The 22,461-nt window shown below is 70.2% G+C and carries 22 protein-coding genes; 8 read left to right on the forward strand and 14 right to left on the reverse strand.

The genetic code is table 11. The annotated features are described in order from the left end of the window. Positions 1-4 precede the first annotated feature (4 nt). From CCR97_RS02775 to thiL, 3 genes are all read right to left on the reverse strand, one after another. Positions 5-733, reverse strand: coding sequence for a CPBP family intramembrane glutamic endopeptidase (locus CCR97_RS02775; protein ID WP_146618708.1), 729 nt, complete (start codon positions 731-733; stop codon positions 5-7). Continuing rightward, complete coding sequence (locus CCR97_RS02780; protein ID WP_111356676.1) at positions 730-1,707, reverse strand: quinone oxidoreductase family protein; 978 nt, start codon at positions 1,705-1,707, stop codon at positions 730-732. Before CCR97_RS02780 ends, CCR97_RS02775 begins: the two co-directional genes overlap by 4 nt. A 243-nt stretch (positions 1,708-1,950) precedes the next feature. Next, a complete protein-coding gene (thiL, locus tag CCR97_RS02785) occupies positions 1,951-3,000 on the reverse strand; it encodes a thiamine-phosphate kinase (RefSeq protein WP_201159285.1) in 1,050 nt (349 codons plus the stop codon). 275 nt (positions 3,001-3,275) lie between these two features. Here thiL and CCR97_RS02790 point away from each other — a divergent pair, with 275 nt between their 5' ends. From CCR97_RS02790 to CCR97_RS02800, 3 genes are all read left to right on the forward strand, one after another. Next, entirely contained in the window at positions 3,276-4,256 is a 981-nt protein-coding gene (locus CCR97_RS02790) for a Bug family tripartite tricarboxylate transporter substrate binding protein (RefSeq protein ID WP_111359107.1), read from the forward strand. Positions 4,257-4,276: 20 nt separating this feature from the next. Further along, positions 4,277-4,936 carry an SDR family NAD(P)-dependent oxidoreductase gene (locus CCR97_RS02795; RefSeq protein ID WP_338049050.1) on the forward strand — a complete coding sequence of 220 codons (660 nt, stop codon included), beginning with the start codon at positions 4,277-4,279 and terminating at the stop codon, positions 4,934-4,936. Positions 4,937-5,377: 441 nt separating this feature from the next. Next, positions 5,378-6,832 carry a cryptochrome/photolyase family protein gene (locus CCR97_RS02800; protein WP_111359105.1) on the forward strand — a complete coding sequence of 485 codons (1,455 nt, stop codon included), beginning with the start codon at positions 5,378-5,380 and terminating at the stop codon, positions 6,830-6,832. Positions 6,833-6,856: 24 nt separating this feature from the next. Here CCR97_RS02800 and CCR97_RS02805 read toward each other — a convergent pair whose 3' ends face one another. Continuing rightward, positions 6,857-7,558 carry a class I SAM-dependent methyltransferase gene (locus CCR97_RS02805; RefSeq protein ID WP_111359104.1) on the reverse strand — a complete coding sequence of 234 codons (702 nt, stop codon included), beginning with the start codon at positions 7,556-7,558 and terminating at the stop codon, positions 6,857-6,859. Beyond that, positions 7,548-8,012: an Rrf2 family transcriptional regulator gene (locus CCR97_RS02810; RefSeq protein ID WP_111359103.1), complete on the reverse strand. Its 465-nt coding sequence runs from the start codon at positions 8,010-8,012 to the stop codon at positions 7,548-7,550. The genes CCR97_RS02805 and CCR97_RS02810 overlap by 11 nt, the downstream gene beginning before the upstream one ends. 176 nt (positions 8,013-8,188) lie before the next feature. Here CCR97_RS02810 and CCR97_RS02815 point away from each other — a divergent pair, with 176 nt between their 5' ends. Beyond that, positions 8,189-9,226: a cysteine synthase A gene (locus tag CCR97_RS02815; RefSeq protein WP_111359108.1), complete on the forward strand. Its 1,038-nt coding sequence runs from the start codon at positions 8,189-8,191 to the stop codon at positions 9,224-9,226. 213 nt (positions 9,227-9,439) lie between these two features. Here the strand turns inward: CCR97_RS02815 and CCR97_RS02820 are convergent, their stop codons facing one another. Beyond that, positions 9,440-9,595, reverse strand: coding sequence for a DUF3096 domain-containing protein (locus tag CCR97_RS02820; RefSeq protein ID WP_111356540.1), 156 nt, complete (start codon positions 9,593-9,595; stop codon positions 9,440-9,442). Between the two features lie 169 nt (positions 9,596-9,764). Between CCR97_RS02820 and CCR97_RS02825 the strand changes: the two genes are divergently transcribed. After that, positions 9,765-10,487 carry an alanyl-tRNA editing protein gene (locus tag CCR97_RS02825; protein ID WP_111356541.1) on the forward strand — a complete coding sequence of 241 codons (723 nt, stop codon included), beginning with the start codon at positions 9,765-9,767 and terminating at the stop codon, positions 10,485-10,487. Between the two features lie 86 nt (positions 10,488-10,573). Beyond that, positions 10,574-11,425 carry a 3-mercaptopyruvate sulfurtransferase gene (gene sseA / locus CCR97_RS02830; protein ID WP_111356542.1) on the forward strand — a complete coding sequence of 284 codons (852 nt, stop codon included), beginning with the start codon at positions 10,574-10,576 and terminating at the stop codon, positions 11,423-11,425. Between the two features lie 67 nt (positions 11,426-11,492). Here the strand turns inward: sseA and CCR97_RS02835 are convergent, their stop codons facing one another. From CCR97_RS02835 to CCR97_RS02850, 4 genes are all read right to left on the reverse strand, one after another. Beyond that, positions 11,493-12,284: an amino acid ABC transporter ATP-binding protein gene (locus tag CCR97_RS02835; protein WP_111356543.1), complete on the reverse strand. Its 792-nt coding sequence runs from the start codon at positions 12,282-12,284 to the stop codon at positions 11,493-11,495. Positions 12,285-12,298: 14 nt separating this feature from the next. Further along, positions 12,299-13,468 carry an amino acid ABC transporter permease gene (locus CCR97_RS02840; protein ID WP_111356544.1) on the reverse strand — a complete coding sequence of 390 codons (1,170 nt, stop codon included), beginning with the start codon at positions 13,466-13,468 and terminating at the stop codon, positions 12,299-12,301. Between the two features lie 235 nt (positions 13,469-13,703). Next, on the reverse strand, positions 13,704-14,900 hold the full coding sequence (locus tag CCR97_RS02845) for an amino acid ABC transporter permease (protein WP_111356545.1): 1,197 nt from the start codon (positions 14,898-14,900) through the stop codon (positions 13,704-13,706). Positions 14,901-14,925: 25 nt separating this feature from the next. Next, complete coding sequence (locus tag CCR97_RS02850; RefSeq protein ID WP_111356546.1) at positions 14,926-15,945, reverse strand: amino acid ABC transporter substrate-binding protein; 1,020 nt, start codon at positions 15,943-15,945, stop codon at positions 14,926-14,928. A 355-nt stretch (positions 15,946-16,300) separates the two neighbouring features. Between CCR97_RS02850 and metC the strand changes: the two genes are divergently transcribed. Continuing rightward, the gene (gene metC / locus CCR97_RS02855) at positions 16,301-17,536 is read left to right on the forward strand and encodes a cystathionine beta-lyase (protein WP_111356547.1); all 1,236 of its coding nucleotides are present in this window, start codon (positions 16,301-16,303) and stop codon (positions 17,534-17,536) included. 120 nt (positions 17,537-17,656) lie between these two features. On the opposite strand, the gene CCR97_RS02860 is transcribed toward metC, so the two are convergent. The 4 genes from CCR97_RS02860 to CCR97_RS02875 are packed head-to-tail and all read right to left on the reverse strand — an operon-like array spanning position 17,657 to position 21,384. Next, positions 17,657-18,004: a lipid-A-disaccharide synthase N-terminal domain-containing protein gene (locus tag CCR97_RS02860; RefSeq protein ID WP_111356548.1), complete on the reverse strand. Its 348-nt coding sequence runs from the start codon at positions 18,002-18,004 to the stop codon at positions 17,657-17,659. Next, a complete protein-coding gene (locus tag CCR97_RS02865) occupies positions 18,004-18,756 on the reverse strand; it encodes a glycosyltransferase family 2 protein (protein ID WP_111356549.1) in 753 nt (250 codons plus the stop codon). Before CCR97_RS02865 ends, CCR97_RS02860 begins: the two co-directional genes overlap by 1 nt. 40 nt (positions 18,757-18,796) lie before the next feature. Next, positions 18,797-19,645, reverse strand: coding sequence for a phosphatase PAP2 family protein (locus tag CCR97_RS02870; protein ID WP_146618698.1), 849 nt, complete (start codon positions 19,643-19,645; stop codon positions 18,797-18,799). After that, complete coding sequence (locus CCR97_RS02875; RefSeq protein WP_111356551.1) at positions 19,642-21,384, reverse strand: ArnT family glycosyltransferase; 1,743 nt, start codon at positions 21,382-21,384, stop codon at positions 19,642-19,644. Before CCR97_RS02875 ends, CCR97_RS02870 begins: the two co-directional genes overlap by 4 nt. Before the next feature lie 398 nt (positions 21,385-21,782). Between CCR97_RS02875 and CCR97_RS02880 the strand changes: the two genes are divergently transcribed. Next, positions 21,783-22,461: amidase family protein (locus tag CCR97_RS02880; RefSeq protein ID WP_244670235.1), on the forward strand; the 679-nt coding region annotated here is incomplete at its 3' end.

Raw genomic sequence — 22,461 nt, forward strand, 5'->3', positions numbered from 1 at the left:
CGCCCTACCCGGCCATGACCATCGTCTCGATCATGCCCTCGAGATTGAGGACGACGTGCAGGAGGATCACCAGCGTCGTAGAGCCGGTGCGCCAGCGCAGCCAGCCGAACAGAAGACCGACGGCGAAGATCAGCAGGATGCCGACCCAGTCGTACTGGACGTGCAGGAGCGCGAACACGAAGGCGGTCAGCACGATGGTCGGCATCGCGCTTTTCTCGCTGCGGGCGCAGCCGCGAAACACGAAGCCGCGGAACAGGATCTCCTCGCCGATCGGCGCGACCAGCACCAGCGCCGGCCACAAGAGCCACAGCACGCCTTGCGCGGCGGCGCTGCGCCACACGGCGATCTGGACCGGCGGGACGAGGTCGCGGCCCGCCGCGAGCGTCACGCCGTCGGCGACGACCACCAGCGCGACGAGGCTCGCGAGCCCGACCAGAAGGTCGCGGCGGCCCGGCACGTCGAGCCCGAGATAGGCGAAGGCCGAGCCGGCCTTCACACGCGCCGCCAGCACCAGCGTGACGGTCTGCACGACGTTGGCCGCGACCACGACCAGCACGACCGCGCCGCCATGCGCCGGCAGCGCCGGCCCGGCGAGCGCCGCCGGACCGAGCCAGCTCGACAGGAGAACCGCCGCCACCGCCTGCCCCAGCGCGAAAGCCAGGAGCGCGATGGCGATGGTCGCGACCATGCCCCAGGGCATCTCGCCCGAAGGGCTGTCGGCGGACGCGCTCAAGGCACCAGGATCGACGTGCCGGTGGTCGCCCGGGCCTCGAGGTCGATATGGGCCTGCTGCGCGTCCTTCAGGGCGTAGCGGGTCTGGATCGGGATCTTGACGGCGCCGCTCTTCACCACCTCGAACAGCTCGTTCGCGAGCCCGTCGAGATCGGCTCGGGTGGCGGCGTAGTGGTTGAGGGTCGGGCGCGTCGCGAACAGCGAGCCCTTGGCCTGCAGGAGGTTGATGTTGAACGCCTCGATCGAGCCGGAGGCGTTGCCGAACGAGACGAACATGCCGAGCGGCTTGATGCAGTCGAGCGAGGCCGGGAAGGTCGACTTGCCGACGCCGTCGTAGACCACGTCGCACAGCGCCCCGCCGGTGATCTCCTTGACGCGAGCCGGGAAGTCCTCGTCGCGATAGTAGATCACGTGATCGCAGCCGTTCGCCTTGGCGAGCTCGCCCTTGTCCTTGGAGCCGACCGTGCCGATCACGGTGGCGCCGAGCCGCTTCGCCCACTGGCAGGCGATCAGGCCGATGCCGCCGGCCGCCGCGTGGATCAGGATCGTGTGCTCGGGCCCGACCTTGAAGGTGCGGCGGAGCAGATAACACACGGTCATGCCCTTGAGCATGATGCCGCCGGCCTGGGCGAGGTCGATGCCGTCCGGCACCTTGACGACGCGCGCCGCCGGCAGAAGGCGCTCCGCCGCGTAGCTGCCGAGCGCCACCACATAGGCGACCTTGTCACCGACCTTGATGTCGGTGACGTCGGGGCCGACCGCCGTGACGGTGCCGGCGCCCTCGTTGCCGGCGATGAAGGGCAGCCCGACCGGCGACGGGTAGAGGCCGGAGCGGAAATAGGTGTCGATGAAGTTGATGCCGCACGACGCCTGCGCGATGCGGATCTGGCCGGGTCCCGGCGCCGGGACGTCGACCTCCTCGTAGGTCAGCACCTCGGGTCCGCCGACCTTGTGGACTCGCACGGCAGCCACCATGGACGTCTCCTTCCGATTGCATCCCGGGAGGCTCGGCCCGGGCCGATACGCGGGGCCGCGATCATAGGAAACAGGCTTTCCCGCGCAAGCGCGACCGCGGCTCCGTTGCCGGCGTCGCGCGCAGGGCAGGCATGGCGCCCAGATGTGGCGGCGCTCGGGTGAACGGCCGGCCGTTACGGTCATTCCGGGGCGGCGCGCAGCGCCGAACCCGGAATGACGGGAAGCCGATAAACAGAATCCGGATCAGAAGTGGCTGAAGCTCGCGCGGTCGAGCGCCAGCGGAAGGCCGTCCTGGCCCAGCAGCACCGGGGCGCCCTGCCCGTCGAGAATCTCGCCGATGTCGGTCATCGGCACGCCGGCCGCCGCCGCGGCGGCCGTGAAGGCGGCGAGACGCTCCGGCGGCACCGTGCACAGAATCTCGTAGTCGTCGCCGCCCGACAGCACGGCCGCCAGATGCTCGGGCGCCGCGTCGAGCAGGCGATGCGCGGCGCCCGACAGTGGCACGCGCCCGACTTCGATCCGGGCCGTCACGCCCGACACCCGGCACAGCTTGGCGAGATCGCCGGCGAGCCCGTCCGAGACGTCCATGCCGGCGGTCGCGTGCGTGCGCACCGCTTCGGCGAGCGCGGTGCGCGGCCGCGGCTCGAGATAGCGCGACAAGAGATGGTCGCGCTCCGCCGCGGTCAGGCCGAAGTCCTCGGCGCCGGCCCGCTCCATCCGCAGCACGAGGCCGAGCGCCGCGTCGCCGATCGTGCCGGTGACGAGGACGCGGTCGCCCGGCCGGGCGCCGCTGCGCTTCACCAGCGTGCCGGTGGGAACAGCGCCGATCACCGTCACCGAGATCATCACGGGGCCGGGCGAGGCGACCGTGTCGCCGCCGTAGAGCGGACAGCCGTAGACGCTCGCGTCCTCGCCCAGCGCGGCGGCGAACGCCGCGAGCCAAGCGTCGTCGACCACCACGGCGGCCGCCGCGTCCGCCGTGGCGCGACCCGATCGGCGCGGCAGCGCCAGCGACAGGAGGAAGCCGAGCGGCCGCGCGCCCTTTGCGGCGAGGTCCGAGAGATTGATCCGCAGCGCCTTTCGCGCGATCGCGGCCGGGGGGTCGTCGGCGAAGAAGTGCATGCCGGCGACGATCGCGTCGGTCTCCAGCACCAGCTCGCAGTTGTCCGGCGGCGTCATCACGGCGACGTCGTCGGAGAGCCCCAGCGCCCCCGGGTGGGTCGCGAGCGGAGCGAAATGCCGGGCGATCAACAGATCCTCGCCCGAACCTCCGGTGTCGCCGCTGCCGATCATGTCGCCGATCTCCGACTCGTTGAAGCGCTCGCGGGCGGGCCGCGATCCTACCGCGGCGACGATGCGGCGTCAGTTAGGTGCGCTGCACAATATCAGCATGCGTCCTCTGCGGGCCGCAACGCGGCTGTGCGAACGGGTCTCTCCGAATTGACAGTCGAGCTAATGAACCAGTTAGTTACTTCGTCACACGCCGCCCCCGCGCACCGGTCCCAGGTCTCTGCGGACCGCATCTGTTCTAGCTGCTTTTCGATCAACGATTCCGGGAGGACTCCGACATGCGACGACTTCTGATCACCCTGGCAGCGGCCGTGGCCGTCGTCGCGACGGCGGCGGCGGCAGCGGCCGAAACGGCGTGGCCGCAGGCCGGCCGCACCGTGAAGATCATCGTGCCGTGGCCGGCCGGCGCCGCCAACGACGCCCTCGGCCGACTGATCGCCCAGAAGATCCAGGAGCGTTTCGGTGTTTCGACCGTGGTCGAGAACCGCACCGGCGGCTCCGGCCTGATCGGCACCATGGCGGTGCTGCGCGCCGAGCCGGACGGCTACACGCTGCTCGCCAGCGCCTTCAACACGGCCGTGATGCCGATGGTGGTGAAGGGCGCGACCTTCGATCCGGAGACGGATCTCGAGATGGTCGGCCGCACCGCGGTGGCGCCGCTCGTGCTGGTGATTTCGAACACCCGCCCGGCGAAGACCCTGCCCGAGCTGCTCGCCGCCGCGAAGGCCGACCCCCACAAGTATCTGTTCGCGATCTCGTCGCTCGGTTCGGCCGGACATCTCGCCACCATCGCGTTCGCGCACCGCACCGGCATCCCGTTCGAGATGGTGCCCTATCGCGGCACGTCGCCTGCCCTCACCGACACCATGGGCGGCAGCGTCCAGCTCCTGATCGAGCCGACCTTCGCGCTGCTGCCGGCCGCAAACCAGGGCACCCACATCCGCACCCTCGGCATCGCCACCAAGCAGCGTTCGCCGATCGCACCGGACCTGCCGACCATGGCGGAAGGCGGCCTCCAGGGCTTCGAGTTCAACTCCTGGTACGGCATCTGGGCTCCGAAGGGCACGCCGCGCGACATCCAGGAGAAGCTCAACACGCTGATCCAGGAGACCATGCGGGACCCGGCCGTGATCGAGAAGCTGCGCATCACCATGCTGGAGCCGGTCGCCGAGAGCATCGCGGACTCGCGGAAGTTCGTCGCCAGCGAGATCGCCCGCTCGCGGCAGCTTCTCGATTCGATCGGCTTCAAGCCGGAGTGAGCGCGATGCGACATGCGGTCGTGACCGGAACGAGCTCGGGGATCGGCGCCGCCATCGCGCGCCGCTTGCTCGACGACGGCTTTCGGGTGACCGGGCTCGACCGCTCGGCCCCGACCATCACGGCCGCGGGCTTCTCGGGCGTCGCCGTCGACCTCGCCGATCCGGCGGCCCGCGCCGCCGTGCTCGACCGGATCGACGGAGCGACGGCGCTCGTGCATGCCGCCGGCATCATGCGGGGGGCGCCGCTCGGCGCCCTCGATCCCGCCGACGGCGAGCTTCTGTGGCGCATCCATGTCGACGCCGCGATCGCGTTGGCCAACCGGCTGGTGCCGGCCATGGGCCAGGGCGGCCGCGTCGTCCTGATCGGCAGCCGGGCGGCGCACGGCGTCGCGATGAAGAGCCAGTACGGGGCCGCCAAGGCCGCCCTGGTCGGGCTCGCACGGTCGTGGGCCAAGGAGGTGGCGGCCCGCGGCATCACCATCAACGTCGTCGCCCCGGCGGCGACCGACACGGGGATGCTGGCCGACCCGGCCCGCGCCGAGATCCCACCCGTGACGCCGCCGTTCGGCCGCCTGATCCGCCCCGACGAGATCGCCGCCCTGGTCGCCTTCCTGCTGTCCGAGAACGCCGCCGCGATCACGGGCCAGGAGATCGCCATCTGCGGTGGCGCCTCGCTTTGAAGCGATTTCCAGGGCAGTCACCACACACTCCGCTCATCCCCGCGTAAGCGGGGATCCAGGGTTTCTGTCGGCAAGAGGCAAACACGCGGCCGCCCGCTTCGACGTCATCGCCGGGCTCGACCCGGCGATCCATCTCTCTGCAACAGAACGCTTTTTGGTGACGTGATGGATACGCGGGTCGCGCCCGCGCATGACGCTCCTATGCGTGGTATGCGATGAGTGCATTCGCTGGCGCCTTCGCGGGACGAGCGGACATCAACTCCGATTCATCCCAGCCGAGAACGGCACCCGCGCCGTGTGGCGGTTCGACAGCATCGAAGTGAACCGGACCGCGCCCTGCGCGTACCATCCAGGACGATCATCGGCATCGGTCCGGCCGGCTGCACGCTCTTCCGCCGAGTGGTATCTAGAGACCGATCCACCCCAGTCGGGACACGTCGCATGCCGAATGCCGCCTCGCCGCCGACCCTCGTGTGGTTCCGCGACGATCTCCGCCTCGCCGACAACCCGGCCCTGACGGCGGCGGCCGGCGGCGACGGTCCGGTGGTCGCGGTCTACGTGCTCGACGACGAGAGCCCCGGCGTCCGGCCCCTCGGCGGCGCCTCGCGCTGGTGGCTCGCCGGATCGCTGCGGGCACTCGCGGCAGATCTCCGCGCCCGTGGCGTTCACCTCGTCCTGCGGCGCGGGCCGGCCGCGCAGGTGGTGCCCACATTGGTCGAGGAGATCGGCGCCGCCGAGGTCGTGTGGAACCGGCGCTACGACCCGGCCGCCGCGGCCGTCGACGACACCGTGGCCGACGCGCTCGCCGCGCGCGGCGTCGGCGTCGCGAGCTTCCAGGCCTCGCTGCTCGTCGAGCCGGCGCAGATGCGCACCAAGACGGGCGGCGCCTACGGCGTGTTCACGCCGTTCCTGCGCGCGCTGCTGGCCCGGCCCGCGCCGCGCAGCGCCCTGCCCGCCCCGAAGACCCTGCGGGGCGTCGCGGGAGTTCCCTCCGACCGCCTGGAGGACTGGAGCCTGGAGCCGACCGCACCCGACTGGGCGGCCGGGTTTCGCCCCCTCTGGACGCCCGGCGAGGCCGCCGCCGGCGCACGGCTCGCGGCCTTCCTCGACGACGGGCTGAAGGGCTATGCGACGCTGCGCGACCGGCCGGATCGGACCAACACGTCGCGGCTCTCGCCGCATCTGCGCTTCGGCGAGATCAGCCCGTTCCAGATCTTTCACGCCGCCCGGCATGCCCGCGAGGCCGGGCGCGGCGGCGCGAGCAGCCAGGACATCGACAAGTTCATCGCCGAGCTGGTGTGGCGGGAGTTCTCCTATCACCTGCTCGACCACAATCCCGGGCTCGCGACGAAGAACTACCAGCCGCGCTTCGACGCCTTTCCGTGGCGTAGTGATGCGTCTGCCCTGCACGCGTGGCAGCGCGGCGAGACCGGCTATCCGATCGTCGACGCCGGCATGCGCGAGCTGTGGACGACGGGGTGGATGCACAACCGGGTGCGCATGGTCGTCGCCTCGTTCCTGGTGAAGCACCTGCTGATCGACTGGCGCGAGGGCGAGCGGTGGTTCTGGGACACGCTCCTCGACGCCGATCCGGCCAACAACGCGGCGAGCTGGCAGTGGGTCGCCGGCTCGGGCGCCGACGCCGCGCCCTATTTCCGCATCTTCAATCCGATCCTGCAGGGAGAGAAATTCGATCCCGACGGGGCCTATGTGAAGCACTGGATTCCCGCGCTACGCGGTCTCGGAGCGCAGCACGTTCATCGGCCGTTCGACATGCCGCGCTTGGAGCTGGCGGCCGCCGGCGTGACGCTCGGACAAAACTATCCGGCGCCGCTCGTCGATCATAAGGTCGCCCGCGAGCGGGCGCTGGCCGCGCTCGCCGAGACCAAGGCGTGAGCCCAGAAGGAGCCGACGCGCGGCTCAGGCGTAGGCCACCCAGCCGCGCCAGGTGAAGGCGGCGTAGAACAGGCTCACGCCGGAAAAGCCGGCATCCTTCAGCACCGCCTCGTCCTCGGCCGGATCGAGCAGCGGCAGATGGGCCTCGACGGCCTTGCGGGCGCTCTCGGCGAGCTCGGGCTCGGCGCCCGACGCCACCGCGAACGCCGCGTAGCGCGACAGCCAGACGCTGCGCTCCGCGGCGGCTTGCGGAAAGCTCGAATGCGCCGCCACGAACGGCGCTCCCGGCCTCAGGCGCCGCCTGATCTCGCCGACCGTGCGGCGTCGCTCGTCGGCGTCGAGGAAATGCAGCGTCAGCAGGCACGTCGCCGCGTCGAACGGCCCCTCCGGCGCATCGTCGACGAGGCCCTTCACGAACTGCACCCGCGCCGCGAGCGGCCCGAGCGTGCGCTCGGCGAGCCGCAGCATCTCGGCCGCCGGATCGACGCCGACGAAGCGCCATCCCGGCTGCGCCTCCGCCAGCGCCTTCAGCTCGAGCCCGCCACCGGCGCCGAGCACCAGCACGGTCGCGTCGCTCGGCACCCGCTCGGCGAGGAGCAGCCCGGTCATGCGGTGGAGATCGTCGAACCCCGGCACGAAGCGCCGCGGACCGTCCGTGTAGCGCGCCACCATTGCGGGATCCTCGAAGGCATCGAGGAAGTTCAATGGGCTCGATTCAAGCGACATCGGGACTCTCCGATCGATGGACGCCCCCCCGCGACGCGAGACGCGCGTGGAAGTCCGCACTCAGCGTGGCGAGCGTGATTTCGCCGAGCCGCGCCAGCAGCAGCGCCTCGGCGTCGTCCAGCACCCGGTCGAGGGCGCCGTTGACGGCCTGCTCGACCAGGCACGCCGGTGCCGCGGCCCGATTGCCGATGGCGAACAGCGGCGGGCGGCCGAGCGCCGCGTAGACGTCGAGCAGCGTGATGGCGGAGAGATCCCGCGCCAGCGACCAGCCGCCGCCATGGCCTTTGCCGGACCGCACCAGGCCGTGCTCGCGCAAGCCCGCCAAGATCCGCCGGATCACCACCGGGTTGGTCTGCATGGCCTTGGCCAGGACCTCGGAGGTCACCGGCGCGTCCCGCTGCGCCATGTGCAGGAGCACATGCAAGATGCCCGACAGCCGCCCGTCCCGCCTCATGTAACTCGATATATTGCGTGAGTCGCGAACCGTCAATGCGCGCCATGGTCGCCGCGACGGAGATGAGAATTGCCCGGAGGACGCGAAATAGGGTCTGCTCTTCTCCACCGGCCCGGTTCACTGTCGCGCGAAAACCTGCTTCACGATCGACAGCCGCCATGCCGAACGGAGACAGCATGCAGATGAGCGAGAACGTGACGCGCGCGATCGGCAACACGCCGCTGATCAAGCTGAAGCGCGCGTCGGAACAGACCGGCTGCACCATTTTGGGCAAGGCCGAGTTCATGAATCCCGGCCAGTCGGTGAAGGACCGGGCCGCGCTGTTCATCATCGAGGACGCGATCGCCAAGGGCGCGCTGAAGCCCGGCGGCGTCATCGTCGAGGGCACGGCCGGCAACACCGGCATCGGGCTCGCTATGGTCGCCGATGCGCTCGGCTTCCGCACCGTGATCGTGATTCCGGAGACGCAGAGCCAGGAGAAGAAGGACGCGCTGCGCGCGCTCGGCGCCGAGCTGGTCGAGGTGCCGGCCGTGCCTTACGCCAACCCGAACAACTACGTGAAGATCTCGGGCCGCCTCGCGGCCGAGCTGGCGGCGAGCGAGCCCAACGGCGCGATCTGGGCGAACCAGTTCGACAACGTCGCGAACCGCGAGGGCCACATCCGCACCACCGGCCCGGAGATCTGGGAGCAGACGGGCGGCACGATCGACGGCTTCGTCAGCGCGGTGGGCACCGGCGGCACGCTCGCCGGCGTCGGCATGGCGCTGAAAGCGAAAAACAAGGACATCAAGATCGCGCTCGCCGATCCGAAGGGCGCGGCGCTGTTCTCGTACTACACGACCGGGGTGCTGAAGGCGGAAGGCTCGTCGATCACCGAAGGCATCGGCCAGGGCCGCATCACCAAGAATCTGGAGGATGCGCCGATCGACCTAGCCTATCAGATCCCGGACCAGGAAGGGATTCCGCTGCTGTTCGACCTGATCGCGCAGGAGGGCCTGTGCCTCGGCGGCTCGTCCGGCATCAACATCGCCGGCGCGATCCGGCTCGCCAAGGAGCTCGGCCCCGGCAAGACGATCGTGACGATCCTGTGCGACTCGGGCACCCGCTATCAGTCGAAGCTGTTCAATCCGGAATTTCTGCGCAGCAAGGGCATCCCCGTCCCCGAATGGCTGATCCGGCCGTCGCGCATCACGGTGCCCTACATCAACGCGTGAGGCTGATCGGGACGGCCGTCTTAACCTCTCCCCAGCGGGGAGAGGTCGACGCGCGCAGCGCGTCGGGTGAGGGGGTGCCGAGGTCCATGATGGGCGCTCTAAACCCTCACTCCGGTGCGCGCTGTCGCGCGCCCCGACCCTCTCCCTCAGGGAGAGGGTTCCGGCGCCTCACGTCTGCTCCGCACACCACGTCGGCTGCCGAGCAGCAGAGCCTCACCGCACGAAATGATAAATCCCGTTCAGCCCGATCAGCCCGACGATGATCAGATAGAAGGCGACCACGTAGTTCAGCAGGCGCGGCATGAGCAGGATGAGGATGCCGGCGACGAGGGCGACGAACGGCGAGAGGTGGGCGGCCGTGATGGTCATCGATGTGCTCCCGGAGCGTGCAAGGTCGGACGGGCGGACGACGCCCACCCGAACAACGCGGTACCTCTCAGCCTGTTCATTCGATTCGGCGCAAATTGAGACCCGGCGGCTCGACGGGCGCAGCGTTTGCCGATAGGACGGGACGCGGACGTTACCTCGCGAGGACGCGATGCCGACCGATTGCCTGTTCCGTGACGACTCCTATTTGCGCGACTGCGACGCCACCGTGGTCGGCGTGACGCCCGAGGGCGGCATCGTGCTCGACCGCACCGTGTTCTACGCCGCCTCGGGCGGCCAGCCGGGCGACCGCGGCACGTTGACGACTGCTGAAGGCGTCGTTATCCCGATCGAGACCGCCGTCTTCACCGACCCGCTCAAGACCGAGATCGCTCACCTGCCGCCGAAGGGCGCCGCCGCGCCGGCGCTCGCGGTCGGCACGGTGGTGAACGCGGCGATCGACTGGGGGCTGCGCCACGGCCGCATGCGCATCCACACGGCGCTGCATCTCCTCTCCGCCGTGCTGCCCTATGCGGTGACGGGCGGCTCGGTCGGCGACGCCGACGGCCGGCTCGACTTCGACATCCCGGACGCCGGGCTCGACAAGGACGCGATCACCGAAAAGCTCGCGGCGATGATCGCGACCGATGCGGCGGTGACGAGCCGCTGGATCACCGACGCCGAGCTCGAGGCCAATCCGGGCCTCGTCAAGACCATGTCGGTGAAGCCGCCGATGGGCACCGGCCGGGTGCGGCTGATCGAGATCGACGGCCTCGACCTGCAGCCCTGCGGCGGAACGCACGTGGCGCGCACCGCCGAGATCGGCGCCGTGCGGGTCACCCAGATCGAGAAGAAGGGCAAGATCAACCGCCGCGTCCGCATCGCCTTCGCCTGAGCGCGCCAGCCCGGCTGCGGCGTGCGCGCCGCGCCCCCGGCCCACGGGAACGACCTCTCGCAAATCCCCGCCTCACAGGACCCACCATGACCACTCGTCCCTCGCCCTTCGTCTCGACCGAATGGCTCGCGCAAAAGCTCGGCGAGAAAGACCTCGTCGTGCTCGACGCCTCCTATTATCTGCCGACCCAGAACCGCGACGCCGCGGCCGACTATCGGGCCGCCCACATCCCGGGCGCGCTGCGCTTCGACATCAACGCCGTCGCCGACCAGGCGACCACCCTGCCCCACATGCTGCCGACGGCGGACGAGTTCGCCGCCGCGGTCGGCGCCATGGGCATCGCCGAGACCGACACCATCGTCGTCTATGACGGGCTCGGCCTGTTCTCGGCCCCGCGCGTCTGGTGGACGTTTCGGCTGTTCGGAGCGCGCAACGTGTTCGTGCTCGAAGGCGGCTTCCCGCGCTGGACGGCCGAGGGCCGGCCGGTCGAGAGCGGCACGCCGGTCCGGGCGCCTAAGACCTTCACGGTGACGCCGCCGGCCGACATCGTCGCCGACGTCGCCCGCGTGCAGCGGACCATCGCCGAGGGCACGGCCCAGGTGGTCGACGCGCGCGCCGCCGAGCGCTTTTCCGGTGCCGCGCCGGAGCCGCGCGCCGGCCTGCCGTCCGGTCACATCCCGGGCTCGTTCAACGTGCCGCACGCCGCGCTGGTGCGCGACGGCACGCTGAAGTCCGCCGACGAGCTGCGCGCCGCCTTCCAGGCTGGCGGCGTCGACCTGGAAAAGCCGGTGCTGACCACCTGCGGCTCGGGCGTCTCGGCCGCCGTGCTGTGGATCGCCCTCCACACCCTCGGCCACGACCCGGTCGCCCTCTACGACGGCTCGTGGACCGAATGGGCCGGGCGAGGCGATCTGCCGATCGCGACCGCAAAGGGGTAAAACTGCCAGGAGCCGCAAGCACGGCGCCGGCTCTCCGTCTCCCCGCACGCGGGGAGAGGTGAAGAACTCACCCCAGAATCTGCCCCAGGAACGTCTTCGTCCGCTCGTGCTGCGGATGGGAGAAGAATTCCTCCGGCGTGTTGATCTCGACGATCTGGCCGGCGTCCATGAAGACGACGCGGTCGGCGACCTGGCGCGCGAAGCCCATCTCGTGGGTGACGCACAGCATGGTCATGCCGGTCTCGGCGAGCGACACCATGGTGTCGAGCACCTCCTTGACCATCTCGGGATCGAGCGCCGAGGTCGGCTCGTCGAACATCATGATCTTCGGGCTCATGCACAGCGCGCGGGCGATCGCCACGCGCTGCTGCTGGCCGCCCGAGAGCTGCGCCGGATACTTGTTGGCCTGCTCGGGGATTCGCACGCGCGCGAGATAGCGCATCGCGATCTCGTCGGCCTCCTTGCGCGGCATTTTTCGCACATGGATCGGCGCGAGCGTGCAGTTCTGCAGCACCGTGAGATGCGGGAACAGGTTGAACTGCTGGAACACCATGCCGACCTCGCGACGCACCTCGTCGATGCGCTTGAGATCGTCCGTCACCGACACGCCGTCGACCACGATGGAGCCGCGCTGGAACGGCTCCAGCGCGTTGACGCAACGGATCATCGTCGACTTGCCGGAGCCCGACGGGCCGCAGATGACGATGCGCTCGCCGCGCGTCACCTCGAGGTTCACGTCGGAGAGCACCTGGAACTCGCCGAACCACTTGTAGACGCCGGAAATCTTCACGGCGACGTCGCCCGGCGCGTCGCTCGCGGCGGCGGGAGTGTCGGTGCGGGGCTCGGTGGTCACGACCATCGCCAAAAATCCTCTCAGCGCCGGTCGCCGGCGGCGAGGCGCCGCTCGATCCCGGTCGCGTAGCGCGACATGAAATGGCAGGCGACGAAGTAGCAGACCGCCGCGAAGGCGTAGCCCGTGGTGCTGGTCACCGGCGTCGCCCAGGCCGGATCGACGCGGGCGATCTCGATGGTGCGCAGGAAGTCGAAGATGCCGACGAAGAACACCAGCGTCGTGTCCTTGAACAGCGCGATGTAGTTGTTGACGATGTTGGGGATCGTCACGCGCAGCGCCTGCGGCAGCACGACCAGCGCCAGCATGCGCCAGTAGCCCAAGCCCAGCGCGCGCGCCGCCTCGTACTGGCCCTTGGGGATCGAGGCGAGGCCGGCACGCACCACCTCGGCCATGTAGGCGGAGGCGAAGATCGCGATGCCGACGAGGGCGCGCAGGAGCTTGTCGGGCGACCAGGCGGGCGGCACGAACAGCGGCAGCATCACGCTCGCCATGAACAGCACCGTGATCAGCGGCACGCCGCGGACGAGCTCGATGAAACCGATCGACAGAAGGCGCACGGCCGGCATGGCCGAGCGCCGCCCGAGCGCCAGCAGGATGCCGATCGGCAGCGACACCACGATGCCGACCGAGGCGACGACCAGCGTCACCAGGAGCCCGCCCCACAGCGCCGTGTCGACCACCGCGAGGCCGAGCGTCGGCCAGCCGCGCAGCAGGATGAACGAGACGGTCGGCAGCGCCAGGAAGAAGAAGGCGGCGCCGAGGTCGCGGCGCGGCGCGTCGAGCCACAGGAGCCAGCCGGTGCCGAAGGCGAGCAGCGCGAAGAACACGTCGACACGCCACCGCTCGGCGAGCGGATACGGGCCGTAGATGAAGAACGAGAACCAGGTGCGCACGAAGGCCCAGCAGGCGCCCGGATCGGGATTGCCGGCCGACGGCAGGCAGGCGTCGCGGCCCGACCCGCTCCACACCGCGTCGATCAGCATGAAGTCGACCAGCGGCGGGATCGTCCACCACGCCGCCGCGATCACCAGCAGCGTGAGCAGCCCGCTCAGCGGCGTCGCGAACAGGTTCTTGCGCACCCAGTGGAGCGGCCCGGACGGCAGCGGCGGCCGCGCCACGTGCGGCACCGGCGTGGTGCGGACATAGGCGACGCGGGAGGCCGCCGACGGAGGTGCGGCGAGGTCGGTCATGAGCGCCGCCCTCCCTTCACCTCTGCCTGCGGCTCTCCGGGGCGAACCGCCTTCATGGGGTGGTTCCCTCCTCCCTCGGGGGGGAGGGTTTCGCGCGAAGCGCGACGGGAGGGGGGTGAGCCACACGCGCGGAGTCTGCCGCTTACCCCCCTCCCCGACCCTCCCCCACAAGGGGGGAGGGAGAAGAGGAGGCCGTGCCGCGAACAGGCGTGCAGACCGATCCTCATCATCTCGCTCACCGCTCCGCCGGGGTGATCCAGGCGTTGTACCAGTTCATCAGCGCCGAGGTGGCGAGGCTGATGGACAGGTACACGGCCATGGTGATGACGACGACCTCGACGGCCTGTCCGGTGTTGTTGAGCACCGTGCCGGTGAAGATCTGCACGAGATCCGGGTAGCCGATGGCGACCGCGAGCGAGGAGTTCTTGGTGAGGTTGAGATACTGGTTGGTGAGCGGCGGCACGATCACGCGCATCGCCTGCGGCACGATGACGAGCCGCAGCGCCGCGCCGCGGCGCAGGCCGAGCGCGCTCGCCGCCTCGGTCTGCCCCTTCGGCACCGCCATCAGGCCGGCCCGCACCGCCTCGGCGATGAAGGCGGCCGTGTAGATCGCGAGACCGACGAGGAGCGCGACGAACTCGGGCAGCACCTCGAGCCCGCCGCGGATGTTGAAGCGCCCCATCTCCGGATACGAGAAGGCGACCGACACGCCGACCACTGCCGCCGTCACGGCGGGCGGCACCAGCACGAGGAGCACCGTCACGAGGGCGCGGCGCCTGCCGCGCCCGAACGCCCCCACCCGCTCGTGCAGCGCCCCGAAGCCGATCGCCAGCGCGACGCCGACAAGCAGTGCGATGCCGACCGCGCCGCCGCCGCCGATCTGCGGGTCGGGCAGGAACAGGCCGCGATTGTTGAGGAAGCCGCCGCCCGGCAGCGCGATGCTGGTGCGGATGTCCGGCAGCGCCTTGAGGACCGCGTTGTACCAGAACAGGAGCTGCAGCAGCAGCGGGATGTTGCGGATCAGCTCGACGAAGCCACCGCACAGCTTGGCGACCAGCCAGTTCTGCGACAGCCGGCCGATGCCGATGAGAAAGCCCAGGATGGTCGCCAGCACGATACCGAGCACGGCGACCAGCAACGTGTTGAGGAGGCCGACCCAGAAGGCGCGGCCATAGGTGGAGGCCTGCGCCGAGTAGGAGATCAGCGTCTGCGAAATATCGAAGCCGGCCGTGACGTTCCAGAAGCCGAAGCCGGTGGCGATCTGGGCGCGGGCGAGATTCTCCGAGACGTTGGCGACCGCGGCCCAGGCGAGGGCGGCGACGACGAGGCACAGCACCACCTGATAGACGATGCCGCGCACCCGAGGTCGCCGCCACAGCGGCACCTCGGGGAAGCTCGCCGTCGGCACGGGGGTGCCCGCCCGTTCGCTCATGGCGCGGTCCCCCGCGCGGCTGGGATCAGCGCACCGGCGGTGCGTATTGGAGGCCGCCCTTGGTCCACAGGGCGTTCTGGCCGCGCGTGATCTTGAGCGGCGAGCCCTGGCCGATGGTGCGCTCGAACACCTCGCCGTAATTGCCGACGCCCTTGACGATGCGCACCGCCCAGTCCTTGGTCAGCCCGAGCGCCTCGCCGAAATTGCCCTCGGTGCCCAGGAGGCGCTTGATCTCCGGATTGTCGGACTTCACCTGCTCGTCGACATTGGCCTTGGTGATGCCGAACTCCTCCGCGTTGAGCATGGCGAACAGCGCCCACCGCACGATGTCGAACCACTGGTCGTCGCCGTGCCGGACGAAGGCCGAGAACGGCTCCTTGGAGATGATCTCCGGCAGGACCACGTGGTCCTCGGGCCTGGCGAGCTTCAGGCGCACGCTGTAGAGCTGCGAGGCGTCCGTCGTGTAGGCGTCACAGCGGCGGCTGTCGTAGGCCTTGAGCGCCTCGTCGAGCGTCGCGAAGGCGATCGGCTTCGACGACGCCATCTTGTTGGAGCGGAAGTAGTCGGACAGGTTGAGCTCCGTGGTGGTGCCCTGCTGGACGCAAACCGAGGCGCCGTTGAGCTCGAGCGCCGAGTTGATCTTGAGATCCTTGCGGACGATGAAGCCCTGGCCGTCGAAGTAGTTGATGCCGGTGGCGTTGAGCCCCAGCTGGGTGTCGCGCGACAGCGTCCAGGTGGTGTTGCGGATCAGCACGTCGACGTCGCCGGACTGCAGCGCCGTGAAGCGGTCCTTGGCGGTGAGCGCGACGAACTTCACCTTCTGCGGGTCGTTGAAGATCGCCGCCGCGAGGGCACGGCAAAGCTCGACGTCGAAGCCGGTCCAGATGCCCTGCGCGTCCGGCATGCCGAAGCCGGGGAGCTGCCCGTTGGCGCCGCAGTTGAGCGCACCGCGCGCCTTGATGGTGTCGAGAGTCGCCGCCTCCGCAGGCGCGCCCGTCGTCAGGGCTGCGCACGCGGTGAGCAGAGCGACGAAAACCCGTTTCATGATCGCCTCATTGACAGTGCGTGGAGTCCGGTGCAAGGGCACGGCCGGTCGCAGCGATCGGTCGCAGCGAACGGTCGTAGCGGTCCGTCGCGGCGCCCGCGCAGCGATCGGTCGCCGGGACCGGTCGAAACGTCCGAGCGGATGCTCCGAGCGCCAGTGATGCATGTCTCGTGCCGTAAAAAGGGCTGCAGCACGCATGGATCGCAGCGGAGCGCATTCCGGACCGGCATATCAGAACGAATGCCGAGCCCGGTCAAGTGCTCGCCTGCCGCATGTCGGTGCCGCCGGACGCGCCTGCACGGCCCGCTCGAATGTCCCGAAAGCCCCTTGAACGCATAGTCCCAGGATACCCGCCATGAAGTCCCCCGACGATCGCGACGGCACCGCCCACGGCAGCGACACCGGACACGCCGGGCACGGCGCGAGCGCCCGCACCGACCGCACCCGCCTGGTCGTCGGCGGCCGGCATCCGCACGAGCACTACGGCTTCGTCAACACCCCGGTGTTCCACGGCTCGACCGTGCTCTACCCGACGGCCGAGGACTATCTGGCGCGCCGCTCGCGCTACAAGTACGCCCGCCGCGGCACCCCGACCTCGGAGGCGCTCGAGGCCGCGCTCGCCGCCATCGAGGGCCCGGCCTGCGCCGGCATCTGCCTGCTGCCGTCGGGGCTCGCCGCCATCTCGGCGGCGCTGCTCGCGGTGCTCGACGCCGGCGACCATGTGCTGGTGTCGGACTCGGCCTACGACCCGACCCGCACGGTCTGCGACACGCTGCTGGTGCGCTGGGGCATCTCGACCACCTATTACGACCCGACGATCGGCGCCGGCATCGGCGCGCTGATGCAGCCGAACACCAAGGCCGTGTTCGTCGAGGCGCCGGGCTCGCTGTCCTTCGAGATCCAGGACATCCCGGCGATCGCCGAGGTCGCGCATGCGCGCGGCGCCGTCGTGCTGATGGACAACACGTGGGCGACGCCGCTCTATTATCGGGCGCTCGATCGCGGCGTCGACCTCGCGATCCAGTCCGGCACCAAGTATATCGGCGGCCACTCCGACATCATGTTCGGCTGCGTCGCCGCCAATGCCCGCACCAACAAGGCGCTGCGCGACACCGTCTTCACCATGGGCCTGTGCGTCGGCCCCGACGACATGAACCTCGCCCAGCGCGGCCTGCGCACGCTCGCCGTGCGGCTCGCCGCCCACGAGGCCGCGGCCATGAAGGTGGCGCAGTGGTTCGAGCGCCGGCCCGAGGTGCTGCGGGTGCTGCACCCCGCCCTGCCCTCGCATCCCGGCCACGCGATCTTCAAGCGTGACTTCACCGGCTCGAGCGGCTTGTTCTCGGTGGTGTTCCGGCCGGCGTCGCAGGGCGCCATGAACGCCTTCCTGAACGCCCTGACGCTGTTCGGTATCGGCGCCTCGTGGGGCGGCTACGAGAGCCTCGCGATCCCGTTCGACTGCACCAAGATCCGCACCGCGACGACGTGGGAGCCGGGCGGCCCGACGATCCGCTTCCACATCGGCCTCGAGGACACCGACGACCTGATCGCCGACCTCGAGCGCGGCTTCGCAGCGCTGCACGCGGCCGGGTGACGCCGGGCGGCAAAATTCAGCCCGTAGGATGGGTCGAGCCGCAGGCGATACCCATCGTTCACGAGCCTGCGCAAAGGAGATGGGTATCGCCAGCGGCTCCACCCATCCTACGGCGCCACCCTACCCCATCCCCTTACCCTGCACCTCGCGGCCGCCCTTTCGCTCGCGCAGCACGAATTGCAGGTTGCGCAGATAGACGAAAACACCAAAACCCTGGCCGGCGATGAACACCGGGTCGCGGCGGTAGAGCGCGTAGGCGAGCAGCAGCACGCCGCCCGAGATCGAGAACCACCAGAACGCCATCGGCACGACGCTGCGCCCCGCCTTCTCGGAGGCGAGCCACTGCACGACGAAGCGCATCGTGAACAGGCCCTGGGCGACGATGCCGAGGAAGACCCACCAGTCGAGCCTCGTGACGAACACGTCGTAGAGATAGCCGCCGACGGCGTGCGACAGATCGATCAGCATCACGCCTTCTCCGTCACCTTGGACTCGGTCACCTGCGGCACCTGCTTGCGGCGGCGGATCAGCCACCACACGCCGGCGAGGTCGAGGATGCCGATCCACAACCGGTCGAAGAACCCGTATTTCGAGGTGCCGTGCCGGCGCGGCCGGTCCTTCACGTCGACATAGGCGATGGTCCAGCCGTCGCGCCGCACCAGGGCCGGCAGGAAGCGGTGCAGCCCGTCGAAATAGGGCAGCGCCATGAACACGTCGCGACGGAACGCCTTGAGGCCACAGCCGGTGTCGCGGGTGCCGTCCTTGAGCACGCTGGAGCGCACCGCATTGGCGACGCGCGACTGCAGGCGCTTGAAGCCGGTGTCCTTGCGGCCGACCCGCTGGCCGGCGACCAGACCGACATGCGGGTCCTTGCGCAGCCGGTCGAGCATCGCCGGGATGAAGCTCGGGTCGTTCTGGCCGTCACCGTCCAGGGTGGCGACGAGCGGCGCGCGCGCCGCGCCGACGCCGGTGCGCACCGCCGCCGACTGGCCGCACGAGGTGGCGTGCCGCACGTGGCGCAGCCACGGCCGTTCGGCGCGCAGCCGGTCGAGCACCGCACCGGTGTCGTCGGTCGAGCCGTCGTTCACGTAGATCACCTCGAACGGGCCCTCGGAGGCGAGGCTCGTCGCGATCTCGGCGAGGAGCGGCGCGACGTTCTCGGCCTCGTTGCGCACCGGCACCACCACGGCCACGGCCGGTCCCGATCCAGTCTGGGTCATCGACGAAACAGCTCCTGAAGGTGTCGGCGGCGCCCGGCCCTCACCGCTCCGTCGCGGTGGCGAGCGCCCGCAGGACACGGGGCAACGAAGGTCCGGGCAGCGCCCGGACGGTGCCGTCCGGCGCGGCCGAGAAGCCGAGCCGGCGCGACGCGAACCACTCGCGCACCAGCACGGCCCCGAAGGCGCCGAACGCGGCGCCGGCGATCACGTCGCTCGGGAAATGCGCCGAGACGATCACCCGGCTGAGCGCGATGAGCAGCGCGTAGATCCACAGCACCGGCCGCAGCGCCGGCCACACGGCCCCGATGGCGATCAGCGCCGCGAAGGCCGTGACGGTGTGGCCCGACGGCAGGCTCGCCCATTCGGCGCGCCACGACAGCGGCTGATAGGCGAAGGGGCCGAGCTCGGATGGCCGCACCCGGCCGATCCAGCGCTTGAGGATGGTGGCGACGAGCCCCGGCAGCCCGACCGCGACGAACACGAACCCGAGCCGCACCACCACGGCCGCCAGCACAGCGCGCGAGACGCGGTCGAGGCCGGGCCGCACCAGCGCCGCGATCCACACGATCACGCCGGCGACCGGAATCAGGATCCACCCCGAACGGCCGAGATCGGAGACGTCCTCGAACAGGTTGATCACCCAGCGCGGCGATCCTTTGACCTGCGGGGCGAGCGGATCGACCAGGATCATGGCGGCGAGGATCAGGCCGAGCGCGACCGCCGCCTGCCAGCGATGCGCCAGCACCAGGGCCTTGAAGCCTGGCGTCCGCGACGGCTTTCGCGGGGCGACGAACAGCACCGCGAGCCAGGCGGCGAGATTGCGCCCCATCAGGGCGAGCGCGTTCGACCGGCGTCCGGGAGCCGGACCGTATCCGCTCGCCGCCGTCACGGGTCGGTCCCCACGAAGGTCTGGATCGAGACCGCCCGGCCGCTCGAAAAGTTGACGCCGTCGATCCGGATCCCCTGCGCGTAGCGCAGCCCGATGGCGTCGGCGCGCTGCACGAAGGCGCGCTCGTGGCCTTTCTCGACGAAGGCATAGCGGCACCGCCCGCCGCGCGCCAGGAAGTCGGCGGCGCCGGCCCCGGAGACGTGGCGCACGTCGGTGCCGACCAGGAACACCAAGCTCGGCTCGTGATAGCCGGCGGTCGCGGCGAGCACCTGATCGCAGCGGCCGAAGGCGACGAAGCGGGCGAGCTGCAGCGACGGGAACAGCGCCCCGATGGTCGGAAAGGTCGCCGAGAAGGCCGCCGTGAACAGCACGATCATGGCGACAACCATGCGCATGAACGACACCGCGACGCCGTCCGCCTCGAACAGCCACCAGGCGAACAGCGCGAGCGTCAGGGCGACTCCCGACAGCAGCCAGGTCATCAGCCCGAAGCGCTGGCCGATCCAGATGTTGATCACGATGAGCCCGACCGACACCACGGCGGTGAGGATGAACCACCACATCGGCGCCCGGCGCAGCCAGATGTTGCGCGATAGCGCCTGATGGTCGATCGCCATCGCGAGCAGGATGGCAACGGCCGGATAGACCGGCAGCACGTAGTGCGGCAGCTTGGTCATCGCCGCCTCGAACACCAGCCAGGTCGGGATCAGCCAGGCGAGCAGGTAGCGCACCTCGGGCACGCTGCGGCTATTCCACACCGCGCCGAACGCCATCGGCACCAGGATCGAGGCCGGGAAGAAGGTGCCCCAGAACAACAGGAAGTAGTAGCCGGGCGGCGCGCCGTGCGCCTCCTGGCCGCTGCCGACCTTCGAGAGGAGGTCACGGCCGAGCGACTCCTCGAAGAACGTGTTGCCGCTCTTGAGCACGATGGCGACGAACCAGGGCAGCACCAGCAGCAGCATCCAGGCGAGCCCGGCGAGCGGCCGCAGGCGCAGCACGAAGCGGGCCGAGCGATCGGCGATCGCCAGCGCCGCCACGGTGAGGCTCACCACCATGACGATCAGCGGCCCCTTGATCAGGAAGCCGGCCGCCATCGCGGTCCAGAAGATCGCCGGCAGCGCCCAGGGATGGCCCGGATCGGGGCGTTGCGCGCGCTCGATCACGTAGGCGCGCGCCATCGCCCCCATGGCGGCCACCGTGGTGGCGAACAGCACCGCGTCGGTCTTGGCGAGGCGCGCCTCGACGGCGAGCAGGATGCAGCTCCCCATCATCAGGCCGGCCAGCACGGCGCCCCGCCGAGACACGAAGGCGAGCGCCGTCCAATAGGTCAGCAGCACGGCCCCGACCGCCCCGAGGATCGACGGGACGCGGTAGAGCCAGACCCGGGTGCGCGCCTCCGGCATGCCGAGCGTCTCGGCGGCGCCGACGACGGCCGCCTGCAGCCAGTAGATGCCGACCGGTTTCTTGTAGCGGCTCTCCTCCTGGAAGCGGATGTCGACGAGGTCGCCGGTCTCCAGCATCTGCTTGGTCGCCTGGGCGAACCGCGCCTCGTCGCGGTCGATCGGCGGGAGCTGGAAGATGCCGGGCAGAAAGGCGAGCAGCGACACCGCGACCAGAAGGATCGCGGCGTTGCGATGGCGAGCCGCGGCCCAGGCCAGCAGCGCCTCGAGAAGCGCGGCGGTCTTCCGGCTCGTTGCGGTTCCGAAGCTCTTGGCCGTTCCGAAGCTCTTGGCGGACATTCCCGGGTCCTGCTGAAGTCGCGCGGACAATAGAGAAAAGGGGCCGCCGGCGAAAGCGTCTGCGGGGCGCTGTCCCGGCCGGTGTCGCGGCGCGGCAACAGTGTTCGATGTTTCTACGTTTCAGTGCCTTGCCGGCGACTGCCGAGATTCTGGATCAATTGGAACGGTGACGACCTGCCATCCCACCGAGCCGCCGCGGCGCGGCGGCGGCCGGGATTCTCGTCCCCACCCGCTGTGGCGGACCAGGAGGCCCGGACCATCTTCGGGCGCCGTCGGTCGGGGCGAGGCTCCGCTTGGCGCGAGGGGAAGCGATGCGGCCCACTCGGTTGACTCGGGCGCCCTTCGGGACCATCGACGAAACTCCTCGCCTTGCGCAAAAAACTCCTGGACCCGCCCCCATGTCGACCGAGACCTTCCGCTCCGCCTTCGTGCCGCACGACCTCGCCGCACCCGTCAAGGGTGCGCCGGCCGGACCGCTCGCCGGGCTCTCGGTCGCCATCAAGGACATGTACGACATCACCGGCGAGCGCACCGGCGGCGGCAACCCGGACTGGCTCGCCGCCCACCCGCCGGCGGCCAAGAACGCCGCCGTGGTGGCCGCGCTGCTCGCCGCCGGGGCCACCATCACGGGCAAGACCGTGTGCGACGAGTTCTTCTTCAGCGTCGCCGGCGTCAACGCCCATTACGGCACGCCGCTCAACCCGCGCGCCCCGGGACACATCCCGGGCGGCTCGTCGAGCGGCTCGGCCTCGGCCGCCTCCGCGGGTGCCTGCGATGTGGCGATCGGCTCCGACACGGGCGGCTCGGTGCGGGTGCCGTCCGCCTTCTGCGGGCTCTACGGCATCCGCCCAACCCACGGCCGCGTCTCGCTCGCCGGCGCCATGCCGATGGCGCACTCCTTCGACGTCGCCGGCTGGATGTCGACCGTGCCGGGCGTTTTTCGCGCGCTCGGACCGGTGCTGCTCGGCGGCGATGCGGTGCCGGGCCCGATCAACAAGCTGATCGTGCTCGACGACGCCTTCGCCCAGGCCGACGAGCCGGTGGCGGCGTTCCTGCAGGACGCGCTCGACGCGATGG

This window comes from Rhodoplanes elegans, assembly GCF_016653355.1.
Taxonomy (GTDB): Bacteria; Pseudomonadota; Alphaproteobacteria; order Rhizobiales; family Xanthobacteraceae; genus Rhodoplanes; species Rhodoplanes elegans.

Bases quoted from the DNA above. Each gene is read 5' to 3' on its own strand.
- CCR97_RS02800 (WP_111359105.1), top strand. From the start codon at position 5,378: ATGCCGAATGCCGCCTCGCCGCCGACCCTCGTGTGGTTCCGCGACGAT.
- CCR97_RS02840 (WP_111356544.1), bottom strand. From the start codon at position 13,468: ATGACCGACCTCGCCGCACCTCCGTCGGCGGCCTCCCGCGTCGCCTAT.
- CCR97_RS02810 (WP_111359103.1), bottom strand. From the start codon at position 8,012: ATGAGGCGGGACGGGCGGCTGTCGGGCATCTTGCATGTGCTCCTGCAC.
- CCR97_RS02860 (WP_111356548.1), bottom strand. From the start codon at position 18,004: ATGCTGATCGATCTGTCGCACGCCGTCGGCGGCTATCTCTACGACGTG.
- CCR97_RS02850 (WP_111356546.1), bottom strand. From the start codon at position 15,945: ATGAAACGGGTTTTCGTCGCTCTGCTCACCGCGTGCGCAGCCCTGACG.
- CCR97_RS02845 (WP_111356545.1), bottom strand. From the start codon at position 14,900: ATGAGCGAACGGGCGGGCACCCCCGTGCCGACGGCGAGCTTCCCCGAG.
- metC (WP_111356547.1), top strand. From the start codon at position 16,301: ATGAAGTCCCCCGACGATCGCGACGGCACCGCCCACGGCAGCGACACC.
- CCR97_RS02815 (WP_111359108.1), top strand. From the start codon at position 8,189: ATGCAGATGAGCGAGAACGTGACGCGCGCGATCGGCAACACGCCGCTG.
- CCR97_RS02865 (WP_111356549.1), bottom strand. From the start codon at position 18,756: ATGACCCAGACTGGATCGGGACCGGCCGTGGCCGTGGTGGTGCCGGTG.
- thiL (WP_201159285.1), bottom strand. From the start codon at position 3,000: ATGATCGGCAGCGGCGACACCGGAGGTTCGGGCGAGGATCTGTTGATC.
- CCR97_RS02790 (WP_111359107.1), top strand. From the start codon at position 3,276: ATGCGACGACTTCTGATCACCCTGGCAGCGGCCGTGGCCGTCGTCGCG.
- CCR97_RS02835 (WP_111356543.1), bottom strand. From the start codon at position 12,284: ATGGTCGTGACCACCGAGCCCCGCACCGACACTCCCGCCGCCGCGAGC.
- sseA (WP_111356542.1), top strand. From the start codon at position 10,574: ATGACCACTCGTCCCTCGCCCTTCGTCTCGACCGAATGGCTCGCGCAA.
- CCR97_RS02875 (WP_111356551.1), bottom strand. From the start codon at position 21,384: ATGTCCGCCAAGAGCTTCGGAACGGCCAAGAGCTTCGGAACCGCAACG.
- CCR97_RS02820 (WP_111356540.1), bottom strand. From the start codon at position 9,595: ATGACCATCACGGCCGCCCACCTCTCGCCGTTCGTCGCCCTCGTCGCC.
- CCR97_RS02805 (WP_111359104.1), bottom strand. From the start codon at position 7,558: ATGTCGCTTGAATCGAGCCCATTGAACTTCCTCGATGCCTTCGAGGAT.
- CCR97_RS02780 (WP_111356676.1), bottom strand. From the start codon at position 1,707: ATGGTGGCTGCCGTGCGAGTCCACAAGGTCGGCGGACCCGAGGTGCTG.
- CCR97_RS02825 (WP_111356541.1), top strand. From the start codon at position 9,765: ATGCCGACCGATTGCCTGTTCCGTGACGACTCCTATTTGCGCGACTGC.